General features: G+C 56.4%; 16 protein-coding genes. 3 read left to right on the forward strand and 13 right to left on the reverse strand.

What is annotated here, in order from left to right:
- The first annotated feature begins 64 nt into the window (after positions 1–64).
- Positions 65–1,261, forward strand: coding sequence for an IS256 family transposase (locus tag AADV58_RS09915; protein WP_341743058.1), 1,197 nt, complete (start codon positions 65–67; stop codon positions 1,259–1,261).
- 14 nt (positions 1,262–1,275) lie between these two features.
- Here AADV58_RS09915 and AADV58_RS09920 read toward each other — a convergent pair whose 3' ends face one another.
- The 13 genes from AADV58_RS09920 to nhaR form a co-directional block, all read right to left on the reverse strand.
- The gene (locus AADV58_RS09920) at positions 1,276–1,848 is read right to left on the reverse strand and encodes an ADP-ribosylglycohydrolase family protein (RefSeq protein ID WP_341743059.1); all 573 of its coding nucleotides are present in this window, start codon (positions 1,846–1,848) and stop codon (positions 1,276–1,278) included.
- A 5-nt stretch (positions 1,849–1,853) separates the two neighbouring features.
- Complete coding sequence (locus AADV58_RS09925) at positions 1,854–2,471, reverse strand: hypothetical protein (RefSeq protein WP_341743060.1); 618 nt, start codon at positions 2,469–2,471, stop codon at positions 1,854–1,856.
- Between the two features lie 140 nt (positions 2,472–2,611).
- Positions 2,612–3,808 carry an IS256 family transposase gene (locus tag AADV58_RS09930; RefSeq protein WP_341743058.1) on the reverse strand — a complete coding sequence of 399 codons (1,197 nt, stop codon included), beginning with the start codon at positions 3,806–3,808 and terminating at the stop codon, positions 2,612–2,614.
- Positions 3,809–3,850: 42 nt separating this feature from the next.
- On the reverse strand, positions 3,851–4,345 hold the full coding sequence (locus tag AADV58_RS09935; RefSeq protein ID WP_341743061.1) for a hypothetical protein: 495 nt from the start codon (positions 4,343–4,345) through the stop codon (positions 3,851–3,853).
- Entirely contained in the window at positions 4,321–4,893 is a 573-nt protein-coding gene (locus tag AADV58_RS09940; protein ID WP_341743062.1) for a hypothetical protein, read from the reverse strand. The genes AADV58_RS09935 and AADV58_RS09940 overlap by 25 nt, the downstream gene beginning before the upstream one ends.
- Positions 4,894–4,896: 3 nt before the next feature.
- On the reverse strand, positions 4,897–5,340 hold the full coding sequence (locus tag AADV58_RS09945; protein WP_341743063.1) for a DUF4357 domain-containing protein: 444 nt from the start codon (positions 5,338–5,340) through the stop codon (positions 4,897–4,899).
- Between the two features lie 323 nt (positions 5,341–5,663).
- Positions 5,664–6,278 (reverse strand): tyrosine-type recombinase/integrase, encoded by a 615-nt coding sequence (locus tag AADV58_RS09950; protein ID WP_168941937.1) that lies wholly within the window; start codon positions 6,276–6,278, stop codon positions 5,664–5,666.
- A gap of 56 nt (positions 6,279–6,334) precedes the next feature.
- Complete coding sequence (locus tag AADV58_RS09955) at positions 6,335–6,682, reverse strand: DUF3024 domain-containing protein (protein ID WP_168941936.1); 348 nt, start codon at positions 6,680–6,682, stop codon at positions 6,335–6,337.
- 3 nt (positions 6,683–6,685) lie between these two features.
- Positions 6,686–7,291, reverse strand: a complete 606-nt coding sequence (locus AADV58_RS09960; protein WP_211164008.1) for a hypothetical protein — start codon at positions 7,289–7,291, stop codon at positions 6,686–6,688.
- 211 nt (positions 7,292–7,502) lie between these two features.
- Positions 7,503–7,634, reverse strand: a complete 132-nt coding sequence (locus AADV58_RS09965) for a hypothetical protein (protein WP_282435560.1) — start codon at positions 7,632–7,634, stop codon at positions 7,503–7,505.
- Positions 7,635–7,665: 31 nt separating this feature from the next.
- Entirely contained in the window at positions 7,666–8,529 is an 864-nt protein-coding gene (locus AADV58_RS09970) for a mechanosensitive ion channel family protein (RefSeq protein ID WP_341743064.1), read from the reverse strand.
- 15 nt (positions 8,530–8,544) lie between these two features.
- The gene (locus tag AADV58_RS09975) at positions 8,545–9,042 is read right to left on the reverse strand and encodes a phosphate-starvation-inducible PsiE family protein (protein ID WP_341744543.1); all 498 of its coding nucleotides are present in this window, start codon (positions 9,040–9,042) and stop codon (positions 8,545–8,547) included.
- The gene (nhaR, locus tag AADV58_RS09980; protein WP_341743065.1) at positions 9,029–9,979 is read right to left on the reverse strand and encodes a transcriptional activator NhaR; all 951 of its coding nucleotides are present in this window, start codon (positions 9,977–9,979) and stop codon (positions 9,029–9,031) included. The genes AADV58_RS09975 and nhaR overlap by 14 nt, the downstream gene beginning before the upstream one ends.
- A gap of 107 nt (positions 9,980–10,086) precedes the next feature.
- Here nhaR and AADV58_RS09985 point away from each other — a divergent pair, with 107 nt between their 5' ends.
- Both AADV58_RS09985 and AADV58_RS09990 read left to right on the forward strand, forming a co-directional pair.
- Entirely contained in the window at positions 10,087–10,425 is a 339-nt protein-coding gene (locus AADV58_RS09985; RefSeq protein ID WP_168943196.1) for an HPF/RaiA family ribosome-associated protein, read from the forward strand.
- 1 nt (position 10,426) lies between these two features.
- Complete coding sequence (locus tag AADV58_RS09990) at positions 10,427–11,008, forward strand: hypothetical protein (protein ID WP_051519707.1); 582 nt, start codon at positions 10,427–10,429, stop codon at positions 11,006–11,008.
- Positions 11,009–11,112 lie beyond the last annotated feature (104 nt).

Below are 11,112 nucleotides of genomic sequence, written 5' to 3' on the forward strand. Positions count from 1 at the left end.
GGTCATCGGAGAACTCCGGTAAGGTTGGGTTTGCGAATCTCAATCTCTACTGAGGAGTAAACCGATGACCCAAGACAGAATGCAACTTTCCGAGCTGCTTGAAAAGGCCGGCGCCGACGATATCGTGCGCGAGATGATCGGCTTTGTGGCCCAGCGCCTGATGGAGCTGGATGTCGAGAACCGCTGCGGCGCCAGCCATGGCGAGCGTTCCGAGGCGCGAACCAATTCCCGAAACGGCTTTCGGGATCGCGCGTGGGATACCCGCGCCGGCACGGTGGCGCTGCGCATCCCTAAGCTGCGCTCCGGCAGCTACTTCCCGCCCTTCCTGGAACCACGGCGGACCGCCGAAAAGGCGCTGGCGGCCGTTATCCAGGAGGCCTACGTGCAGGGCATCTCGACGCGTTCGGTCGATGATCTGGTCCAGGCTATGGGCATGAGCGGCATCTCCAAGAGCCAGGTCTCTCGCCTCTGCGCCGAGATCGACGAGCGGGTGCAGACCTTCCTTGCCCGTCCCATCGAAGGCGACTGGCCCTATCTGTGGATTGACGCCACCTACCTCAAGGTACGTCAGGCCGGAAGAATCGTTTCCGTCGCCGCCATAATCGCCATCGGCGCTAACAGCGATGGCCGACGCGAAGTGCTTGGGCTGCAGGTCGGCGCCTCTGAAGCCGAACCCTTCTGGACTGAATTCCTGCGCAGCCTGTCGCGTCGCGGCCTGCGCGGCGTCAAGCTGGTGATCTCGGACGCCCACGAGGGCCTGAAAGCTGCTGTACGCAAGGTGATCTCTGCAACCTGGCAGCGTTGCCGGGTACATTTCATGCGCAATGTCCTGGTTCATGCGCCGACCAACCAGCGTCGCATGGTGTCTGCCCTGATCGCCACCATCTTTGCCCATGAGACAGAAGCTGCGGCACGGGACCAGTGGCGAACCGTCGCTGACCAACTCCGTGAGCGCCTGCCAAAGATCGCCCGGCTGATGGATGATGCCGAGGACGATGTGCTCGCACACATGGGCTTTCCTCGCGAGCACCGGAGCAAGATCCACAGCACCAATCCGATTGAGCGGCTCAATGCCGAAATCAAGCGCCGTACCGACGTCGTCGGCATCTTTCCCAACGAAGCGGCCATCTACCGCCTGGTCGGCGCCCTATTGCTTGAACAGAACGACGAGTGGGCCATGCAGCGACGTTACATGACCCTGGAAACCTTGGCCGAGGTCGGCGACAATCCCGCCGTCAGCTTGTCCGCCGTGACCCTCTGACTGGCAATCCAACCTCACCGGAATCCATGACTTCCTGATTGCCTCTTACACCACGAACGGGGACACGATCGGCTGCTTGCCTCGATGCATTCCAATGCACCGTGGGTCGTTCTGGAGCTTTCAGCTGACATTGCAATGGCTTGCTGCCGATCGCTGAAGAAAAACATCGGTACTGGCGCCAATCGCATCAGGCATCCATTGCCCGCAGTATCTGGCTCAGTTGATCCGCTAAACGGCTCACCCGAATGTCTGAACCGGTTCAATGCTGTCTTTACGGTTAGTCCTATATCGAAACAACTTCCGTTGCTACTCATGTAACCTTCGCGCATCCAGCGGACATAGCGGGTCATCTGGTCATGTGCATCAAAACCCTGGTTTTCGAGAAGGCTGGCGGTCAAACACAATGCCATCGACGTATCGTCTGTCCATTCACCAGCGTTAAGCTTGAATGGACCACCTCCTACCATATCCGTTACCAATTCGAAGGTGCCACGGCGCTTGAATTCAACAGTTGTCCCGACTGCATCGCCACAGGCCAATCCAAGCAGAGATCCCTTGAAGCGATCACGAGTTGTGATAAATCTCATCGCTGTCATCCAACTTCCGATTCAAGTTCGCGCCTCAAATACGCACCTAACTGGCCCCCTGCGAAACAGCTGGCATCGCTGAGCATGGCAGCCTTGACTCCATTCCACGTGCTGTTTCCAACGGTATGCGTTGCGAAGAAGGATTTGAGGTCTTGCACTATGAAAGGGGCCCATACAGCAAATTGCCTGTTGATTTCCGTGTGCTCGATGCTATGGCTTTGCAGAATCTCGTTTGAGAACAACTCATAGGGGTTAGCCATCATTAATGTTCGTGCGAATCCAACGGTTCGATCCGCCTTGGGGTATAGCGTTAGTGCCTGAAACGCTAGGTAATCTGACTTCCGATGCGAATACATGACTTGGTCGATTAGGATCAGAGAGAACAGCGCGCAAAGGAAATTAACGTGGTTTGATGTCGGGATGCCGGCTAAGTGATCTCTGAATCCATTGGCCGGATTGGCAACCAGATCGAATGTAGAGAAATGCAGGTCCGATTGTTTCGCAAAACTGGAGGGGTTGCATTTCGAGCGAACCCTCGATACCGATCCATTGCTATCGAGCGAGTTCCAGAACTGATAAAAGTGCTCGCGGAAAGGCCCACAGTAGTATTCGCTCGGGGTCATCGCTTTTCGCCAGAAAACACGGCCACGCCAGAACACTGACTGTTCGATTCAGCCTGCTGGCGGCAAACATGATCGTGTCCCCGTTCGTGGTGTAAGAGGCAATCAGGAAGTCATGGATTCCGGTGAGGTTGGATTGCCAGTCAGAGGGTCACGGCGGACAAGCTGACGGCGGGATTGTCGCCGACCTCGGCCAAGGTTTCCAGGGTCATGTAACGTCGCTGCATGGCCCACTCGTCGTTCTGTTCAAGCAATAGGGCGCCGACCAGGCGGTAGATGGCCGCTTCGTTGGGAAAGATGCCGACGACGTCGGTACGGCGCTTGATTTCGGCATTGAGCCGCTCAATCGGATTGGTGCTGTGGATCTTGCTCCGGTGCTCGCGAGGAAAGCCCATGTGTGCGAGCACATCGTCCTCGGCATCATCCATCAGCCGGGCGATCTTTGGCAGGCGCTCACGGAGTTGGTCAGCGACGGTTCGCCACTGGTCCCGTGCCGCAGCTTCTGTCTCATGGGCAAAGATGGTGGCGATCAGGGCAGACACCATGCGACGCTGGTTGGTCGGCGCATGAACCAGGACATTGCGCATGAAATGTACCCGGCAACGCTGCCAGGTTGCAGAGATCACCTTGCGTACAGCAGCTTTCAGGCCCTCGTGGGCGTCCGAGATCACCAGCTTGACGCCGCGCAGGCCGCGACGCGACAGGCTGCGCAGGAATTCAGTCCAGAAGGGTTCGGCTTCAGAGGCGCCGACCTGCAGCCCAAGCACTTCGCGTCGGCCATCGCTGTTAGCGCCGATGGCGATTATGGCGGCGACGGAAACGATTCTTCCGGCCTGACGTACCTTGAGGTAGGTGGCGTCAATCCACAGATAGGGCCAGTCGCCTTCGATGGGACGGGCAAGGAAGGTCTGCACCCGCTCGTCGATCTCGGCGCAGAGGCGAGAGACCTGGCTCTTGGAGATGCCGCTCATGCCCATAGCCTGGACCAGATCATCGACCGAACGCGTCGAGATGCCCTGCACGTAGGCCTCCTGGATAACGGCCGCCAGCGCCTTTTCGGCGGTCCGCCGTGGTTCCAGGAAGGGCGGGAAGTAGCTGCCGGAGCGCAGCTTAGGGATGCGCAGCGCCACCGTGCCGGCGCGGGTATCCCACGCGCGATCCCGAAAGCCGTTTCGGGAATTGGTTCGCGCCTCGGAACGCTCGCCATGGCTGGCGCCGCAGCGGTTCTCGACATCCAGCTCCATCAGGCGCTGGGCCACAAAGCCGATCATCTCGCGCACGATATCGTCGGCGCCGGCCTTTTCAAGCAGCTCGGAAAGTTGCATTCTGTCTTGGGTCATCGGTTTACTCCTCAGTAGAGATTGAGATTCGCAAACCCAACCTTACCGGAGTTCTCCGATGACCTCCTGATTGCGCCCGCCGTGGTGGCCCTGCAGGGCCACCACGGCAAACTCAACACCTTCCGCTCTTACACCACTCCGCGGGACACCGCCGCAAACATCAATTGCTTTGCGCAGGAAAGGCAGCGCCAGTTCGCTGCTAATCCACGCATTCCAGGCCTCTTCGTCTTCCTTGGAAAGCTGTCCGGGCAGAGGAAACTCGTTGAGCCATTCGCCACGCCATTGAAATTTCCCCTCTGGCTGGCGGTAGAGGACATAAAGGTATTGTTTCACCTCGTCGATGGCCTCAGGAACCGGAGCATGAACCCAGTCTTCCAATATTGCGGTAATGCCGTCGTAAGGTGGCGGGGTGATGGAGATATCTGGCCGCTTGTACCAAAAACGGCCCGCTGGACATTTAAACCAATCTGGGCCAACCGATTTTGGGATGGCCTGGTGGCCGATTCCAATCGTCAATCCGCTGGGCAAGATGGGCATAGGGTGCTTCCTTCTACCGATTCAGCCGTTGAAAGCAATTTGGTTCGGTGCTCTGGTTCTGAAATTTCGAAATCCAGTTCGCCACGCAGGCGAAGGCTTTCCAATATCGCCTCCTGCTCTTCACGCGTTGGCATGTACTCAACCACCGTCGCGCCAGCCACGAAGTCTTCGATACATTTCTCAAAGACGGCCGATAGACCGAGCTTGGATACGCATCGAATGCAACTCAGTTTCTGTGAAAGGCTAGTACAACCCTCGAAATACCACCCGCTAAAAATTGGGTAGGGACTTTCCATCCATGACGGATCGCTTGAAATATAGGAATTACCGTCATTGCGACGAGTGTATCGCTCGAATGTACCGAATACCTTGTCCTCAACTCCAAGGGCGAGGAGTTTGATCACATAGGCAAGACGAGCTGTTTGCGAATTAATCTTGGCAACACCTTCCTGAATGCCCTTGTGGCGATCAGGCGGAGCTGTTCGCTCCCAACGCAGCATCAGCGACAAGTAGAGAATCTCAACGGAATTGGTCAGATGTGTTCGCATGGATTATGACCCCTTTCGAAAAGTCTTGATCATTTGCCAAGACGCACTACCTGGCTTCTTGCATTCCCAGAAAATCCATCCATTTACAGAAGTATTTGTAAGATCTGACGCGGCTGAAGAAGGTGTTTCATATCGTTTGCCGTTGACCACCAAGGCACCAGTTTCAACGCGACCAAGAATTACCCGGCCTTTGTGTGTTGCTCGGAACTCTGTGCCAGAGGGAAAGACTACGTCTTTGACGACCCATGCGCCGGGCCCTTCAAATTGTGTAGGTTTGACAGGTGTTAGATCTTGTTGTTTGGTGATTAATGGGGCCGCCTCGGTATTTTGAGGTGACTGAGGCATGTTAAGCAGGCGCCGGATTACATCGTTGTAACTAACCGTTTCCGTCTCGCGCAAGGTCGTTAATTTCTTGAATACGTCGAAGTCAATTTCAATGGTGTACATGTGAACCTCCGTTAATCTATGGAGCACTATAGTGCTGTAGCACTCTACTGTCAACCGTCGGTTCTGAAGAAAATCCCCTTGCAATATGTGTCCCTGATCAGCTGCTATGCGACGGATTGCGACCGATACCATCTAGCAACTGAAAATTGCCAATGGCGAATTCTCACGGGGCGGGTATCTGGCAGGTTTCTGACAGCAGCAGTCGTTCAACTGACAGCTTTTCTGAAGTGCCGAACGGCGGGTCCTGGCCGATTGCACGAATACAACATGATGCCAGAAAGCGGCCGCCCGGGTTGTGCCCCCGTGCAGCCGCAAGGTGCCGGCTAGATTTCAGTCTGCTCCGAAATCTCCAGCGCATCGTCCACCTCAATGCCGAGGTAACGAACGGTGCTTTCCAGCTTGGAATGACCAAGTAGCAGCTGAACGGCCCGCAGATTCTTCGTGCGCTTGTAGATCAGCGTTGCCTTGGTTCTCCGCATGGAATGCGTCCCATAGGCCGACGAGTCCAGGCCGGCAGCCTCGGCCCAGTGATGCACGATCCGCGCATATTGGCGTGTCGAGACATGGGGTGACCTCGCCACCCTGCTCGGGAACAGAAACTGATCGCTTCGCAGGTGAGATTTTTCCAGCCAGGCGGACACTGCCACCCTCGTCGGTTCCGTCAGCTCGAACTGCACGGGCCGCTGCGTTTTCCTCTGGATAACCATGGCGCGGGAAAGCACCTGGTTTCCGTGGGTGATGTCGCGAACCCGCAGACTGACGAGATCGCAGCCCCGTAGCTTGCTGTCAATGGCCAGGTTGAACATGGCGAGGTCGCGGACCGCATGGGCATTCTGGAGGTAGATGCGGATGGCCCAGATGTCCTTGGGCTTGAGCGGTGGCTTCTGGCCGACGAGCTTTCCCTTGTTCCAGGCTTCGCGTTTGTTGATGGTTTCCATCTTTGACTCCTTGGTTGTTGATCGGAGTCTGATTTTTCATCCAAAGATGACGGGGGCTACCCGAAAAAACAACAGTACTGATCCGCGTCGACGACAGCCAGAAATTCATCAATCGACTTCACAGTTGCGGCAGGCTCGTAACCATGCCACTTCAGGTCAGAGCGTTTCCAAAACACCTTCCACAGATTTTGAGTTCGTACGTAGGTCGCCTTGGCGAATGGGCGCTCACGAGTGATCGCCGGATTGTCCCACTGCGGGCGAATCTCGAATATCTCAACGCTCTGGTCAGTCAGCCGATAGCCAATGTCGAGTTCCGGGCGTATGTGCGGTGGCGGGCGGCGCTTGGCCATGAACGCTACCATGGCATTTTCGATACGCTTCCTGTCGAGGTCGTTGAATGCCATGAGCTATGAACTGCCAGTTTGAGGGATCTCTGCCTCGACTGTAGTCATTGGCAACTTGAGCAACGCCTTCCCCAGAGTGTCAGCCATGTAATCCCAGATGCCGTACCCCATCTGTGCGTCGTCCCGAATATTCGTCAGTCGTTCGATGGTGTCTTCGAGCAAGGGTTCATCCAGGGCCGACAATACAATGCATGCCTCGCTGTACTGGAGCGCAAGCGCGTCGAGGTAGCCAACATCACCGTATCCGTAGTCCATGGAGAACTTGACTGCAGTTTCGCACCAGAACAGCCGCAGTTCCAGAATACCCAGCGGATCGCCGACGGCCTTGTTGTACTCTGATATCGCCTTTTTAGCCGCCGCTACCGAAATGTTGGCATTGCGCTTGCGGCTGATATCCGGGGCTAGCGCTGCCTGGATGCGTTGCTTGTAGGCTTCGAGTGGGTTCTCACCCAAGCCGAAACGGGCATGAAGAAAGGTCTGGTTGTCCTTGTGGAAGACATAAAGGTTGGCAACCAGTTGTTGCAACCCCGCCCTGTCGAAGTCAGCGAGCTTGCTCTTGACGTCGGACCAGGTGACCTTGCTCTTAGGGCGCTTTGTGCGTTCGGTCATACACGGGTTTGGTTTGCTTGTTCTGCGAATCCGCCATTATCCTGAGACTGGCTATCCGAGACAATCCAGAAGAAATCGCCCCCCCGCAGACACTATCCGGACATGATCTATGGGCATCAGGCCAACGGTAGCTTTGTGGCACACTGCCCGTACTGGCGCAATCGGCCAGAAGCGGCCCAAGGGCTAACTGGAGCCAACGTCTGCAACGAACCTATTGCCGCCGTTGGCGTGATGGCGTCACTGTTTCGGTAACCCAGACCGTGCCTTTCTTCGCTTCAGCCATCAGTTGGCTCAGCCCGTTGATTTGGGCAATCTGGGGCTTGGGTGCACTGGTCTTGTTCATCTTTGCAATCGCCGGACACTGGCTGGTCGGATCATTCAGCAAGACGCCCCGGCCCTGAGTCACTGGACTGAGTTAACCTCAACGCCCGCCAGGTATCGCGAAACACCGCCTGTTCGACTTTCAATCGCAAGTCACTCGGACAGGCTACCCTGACCACGAGCATCAGTTTGTCGGGGTCGGAAAAGTCCCACAGCACCTTGTTGCGACCTGACGGAAAGGCGATGAAGCTTTCGACCGAAATCCTGCGGAAATGGGCTTGGGCATCTGCCTGCCAGGCCTGGGTCGCCTGATCGGCGGCCGCCAATGCAGCAGCCTCGACTTTGTCGAGATCATGCATTGCTTCCTGAGGAATGGGCATGCGGAAGAGATGCAACACATATTCCCCGGTCAGGGAGGTGTTCTTCAACGGTGTCGTCAGCAACAAACCATTGGGAAACTCTGCCACCTTTCCTGTCTGTTGCCCGCCATAGCCCAGTTCAGCCAGCGTGGTGGCAAATATGTCGATGTCGATGACTCGCCCGTTCAGTTGGTTGATTTCAACAAGATCGCCAACCTTGAATGGTCGAACAAAGGTGATGTAAAGGTAGCCGAGTACGCACATCAGCAGTTCCTTGCTGACGATCAGTACCGCGCCAGCCACTGCCGCAAGAGAGAGGGCAAAACCGGCGATCGTTGATGCCCAGACGGAAATGATGATGAAAAAGACCAGAAACCAGATGACGTTTCTGGCCCAGACCAGATGTATGCGTCGTTTTTCCGCGGAAATTTCTCCGCGTGCCAGATAGCGCGCCCACAGATGGGAAAGGGCCATGCCGATGGCGATCAGGAAGAAGGTCGCGATGACCTTTTCCCATTGGCCCGGAATGGCGACGAACAGATCATTCAGCATGGACATGGGCGTCAGCCGTTATCAGGAGGAAGAATGCTGCGGGGCATTCGTCGCCTTGCGCCTTGCGCTTTGCGCACGGATCACGATCAAGTAGTAACCCACGGACAACGCCAAAGTGACGGCTGCGGTCGCATAAACGTGACCGGCACCGACTTCGTTGAAGTCCAGTACGATGACTTTGCGGGCAATCGCCATCAATGCTGTCCCGAGAACGATTTCAACGGCGAGTTGCCGGTTGTGGTTGTCTTCGACATAAAGAATGATGTTGTGAAAGATTTCAATGGCGATCAGCACCGCCATGAAGGCACCAAAGGTCGCCAGGATGTCCTTGATTTCCAGCAGCATGAACGGTGGCGCCATCAAACGCTGATAGAGCACATACACAACGTCAGCCACGCCCCAGATGATTACCAGGACCATGATCGCGGCAAGGACTCGGGAAACCTGGGCGATCACCCGGTTGAAAAACAACAGGACAGGGTCTTTCGTGTGGTGATTCGAATTTTCATTTGCTTGCATGAGGGTCACCGATTGGGCTGGCTGAAGTGCCTGGATGTTGATGGGATAGATCGGGAGTGAGTGCTGTACGGGCGGAATCGATGATCGTCGCGATTGATGGATGGCTGATCCGCCGCTCGGCGGTAATCGCCCAGAAGCTTTCATGAATCTCCTCTACGCGACCGACACAAGGCGTGTTGTAGCGTGAGTGGATCTCATCAGCCAGCACCGCCGGCCCCGGGAAGAAACCGGCACCGGCTTGCCCGAATGCCTTCATTAGCGCGCCATCATCGAACTCGCCCATCAACCGTGGGGTTAGCCGCTGGTCACTGAACCAGCGATCAATCAGGCCACGAACTGCGGCATGCCCGCCGGGCAGGAGTAGTGGTGCATTGTTCAGACATTCCGGGAAAGCGGGCGGCTCGGGGCACAGGGATTCGGCCGCAAAAAAGGCCAGGGTGCTTTCACCCAGCTTATGGCTGTGACCGCGAATGGCCAGTCCCGATGGCATCGGGCGATCGGCCACGACCATGTCGAGGTGGTGCAGGGCCAGTTCGGCGAGCAGCATGTCGATACTGCCTTCCCGGCAAACCAGTCTGACCGGTTCCGGCAGTTTGCCAACGGGGGCCAGCAAGCGGTAGGCAAACGATTTCGGGACAACATCTGCGATGCCGATGCGCAGGATCGGCATCGGGCGTTGCTGGCGCGCCAGCAACGCCTGCTTCATCTCGCTTTCGAGATGCAGTATTTCATCGGCGTAGGACAGAGCCATCCGTCCGGCATCGGTCAGTTCAAGACCGCGGCCTGAAGGGCGGAAAAGCGCGGCCCCCAATTCATTTTCAAGCTGACGCAGTTGCCCGCTAATGGTTTGTGGCGTGAGGTCAAGTTGCTCCGCCGCCCGGCTGACGCCACCAAGCCGGGCTACCGTCCAGAAGTAATGAAGGTGTTTGTGATTCATGCTGACATTTCGGAAATTTACGAAATATTATCCACAAAAAATTGTGTTTTTTAAATATTCGTCCTTGTTTATCTTGAAGCCCTATTTCACTATCTGAGGAACAGGGAATGAAGATCGACATCCGCAGCCAAGGGATCACAGTGTCTGACGATTTGCGAGAGCACATCGAGCGTTGTGTGAATTTTGGTCTGGATTGGGCCGAGCACGATGTCGATCGAATCGTCGTCAGCCTGTCCGACATCAATGGTCCGCGTGGCGGCAACGACAAGCGCTGTCATCTGCGTATTCCGCTGTCGCGGATGCGGGATGTGGTGATCGAGGAAGTTGCCTGCGATCTGCAGGCGGCGATTGCGCATGCCGTCGATCGTGCCGCAGGCAGCCTCGAACGCCGCTTGTCCCGGCAACGGGAGTTTGGGCCGACCCCCGTGTTTTCGGCGGAGGAATGACGTGAGCCCATTATCCAATCCCCTCTTGCGCGGTCTCCTGAGCCGTATCTTTTCGATCAGCCGCCGAACCTGGATTTTCCTGTCGGTGACCTTTCTGGTGCTTGTCGCATTATTCATCTGGGCGGCGATCAGCACTGCCGGATGGTTGTTCGGTATGGCCAGAGATGGGGTCAACGCTGCACCGGAAGCTGTACGTGCCGCCACCGCTCAGGTCGAGCAGGTCATCCCGGGCGTCCAGGAAAAACTGGGCGTCCTGGTTCCAGGATTCAAGCCGGAAAGTCCGCTGCGCGAAGTCTCGGGTACCGATCCGGCGCCGGTTGCACGTTATCCCGGCCTGGCGCGAGTTCAGTGGCAACGCGATGAGCAGCAAGTGCAAGTGCGTTACCAGGGCAAGGCTGATTTCACCGAAGTTCTAAACCACTATATCCAGGGCTTCGCCGCACTGGGGTACCAGCAGACGCTTCGCTCAGCCTCACCCTCGGAAGAGCGCCATGAGTTCGTCAAGGACGGCGAGCACTTCACACTGGTTTTTTCGGTCCAGGAGAAAGATGTTGTCACCATCGACCTGAGCTCTCGCCGATGACCGTTTTAGATAACGCAAATTAAGGAAAGATCATGATGACCTTGCAAGCCCGTGAGTGGTCAAATCGCACCCCGCAGCTGACGAATAAGCCAACCGAAGATGGC

Source organism: Azonexus hydrophilus (genome assembly GCF_038368255.1).
GTDB classification, from domain to species: domain Bacteria; phylum Pseudomonadota; class Gammaproteobacteria; order Burkholderiales; family Rhodocyclaceae; genus Azonexus; species Azonexus hydrophilus.

Bases quoted from the DNA above. Each gene is read 5' to 3' on its own strand.
- AADV58_RS09915 (WP_341743058.1), top strand. From the start codon at position 65: ATGACCCAAGACAGAATGCAACTTTCCGAGCTGCTTGAAAAGGCCGGC.
- AADV58_RS09920 (WP_341743059.1), bottom strand. From the start codon at position 1,848: ATGAGATTTATCACAACTCGTGATCGCTTCAAGGGATCTCTGCTTGGA.
- AADV58_RS09925 (WP_341743060.1), bottom strand. From the start codon at position 2,471: ATGACCCCGAGCGAATACTACTGTGGGCCTTTCCGCGAGCACTTTTAT.
- AADV58_RS09930 (WP_341743058.1), bottom strand. From the start codon at position 3,808: ATGACCCAAGACAGAATGCAACTTTCCGAGCTGCTTGAAAAGGCCGGC.
- AADV58_RS09935 (WP_341743061.1), bottom strand. From the start codon at position 4,345: ATGCCCATCTTGCCCAGCGGATTGACGATTGGAATCGGCCACCAGGCC.
- AADV58_RS09940 (WP_341743062.1), bottom strand. From the start codon at position 4,893: ATGCGAACACATCTGACCAATTCCGTTGAGATTCTCTACTTGTCGCTG.
- AADV58_RS09945 (WP_341743063.1), bottom strand. From the start codon at position 5,340: ATGTACACCATTGAAATTGACTTCGACGTATTCAAGAAATTAACGACC.
- AADV58_RS09950 (WP_168941937.1), bottom strand. From the start codon at position 6,278: ATGGAAACCATCAACAAACGCGAAGCCTGGAACAAGGGAAAGCTCGTC.
- AADV58_RS09955 (WP_168941936.1), bottom strand. From the start codon at position 6,682: ATGGCATTCAACGACCTCGACAGGAAGCGTATCGAAAATGCCATGGTA.
- AADV58_RS09960 (WP_211164008.1), bottom strand. From the start codon at position 7,291: ATGACCGAACGCACAAAGCGCCCTAAGAGCAAGGTCACCTGGTCCGAC.
- AADV58_RS09965 (WP_282435560.1), bottom strand. From the start codon at position 7,634: ATGAACAAGACCAGTGCACCCAAGCCCCAGATTGCCCAAATCAACGGG.
- AADV58_RS09970 (WP_341743064.1), bottom strand. From the start codon at position 8,529: ATGTCCATGCTGAATGATCTGTTCGTCGCCATTCCGGGCCAATGGGAA.
- AADV58_RS09975 (WP_341744543.1), bottom strand. From the start codon at position 9,042: ATGCAAGCAAATGAAAATTCGAATCACCACACGAAAGACCCTGTCCTG.
- nhaR (WP_341743065.1), bottom strand. From the start codon at position 9,979: ATGAATCACAAACACCTTCATTACTTCTGGACGGTAGCCCGGCTTGGT.
- AADV58_RS09985 (WP_168943196.1), top strand. From the start codon at position 10,087: ATGAAGATCGACATCCGCAGCCAAGGGATCACAGTGTCTGACGATTTG.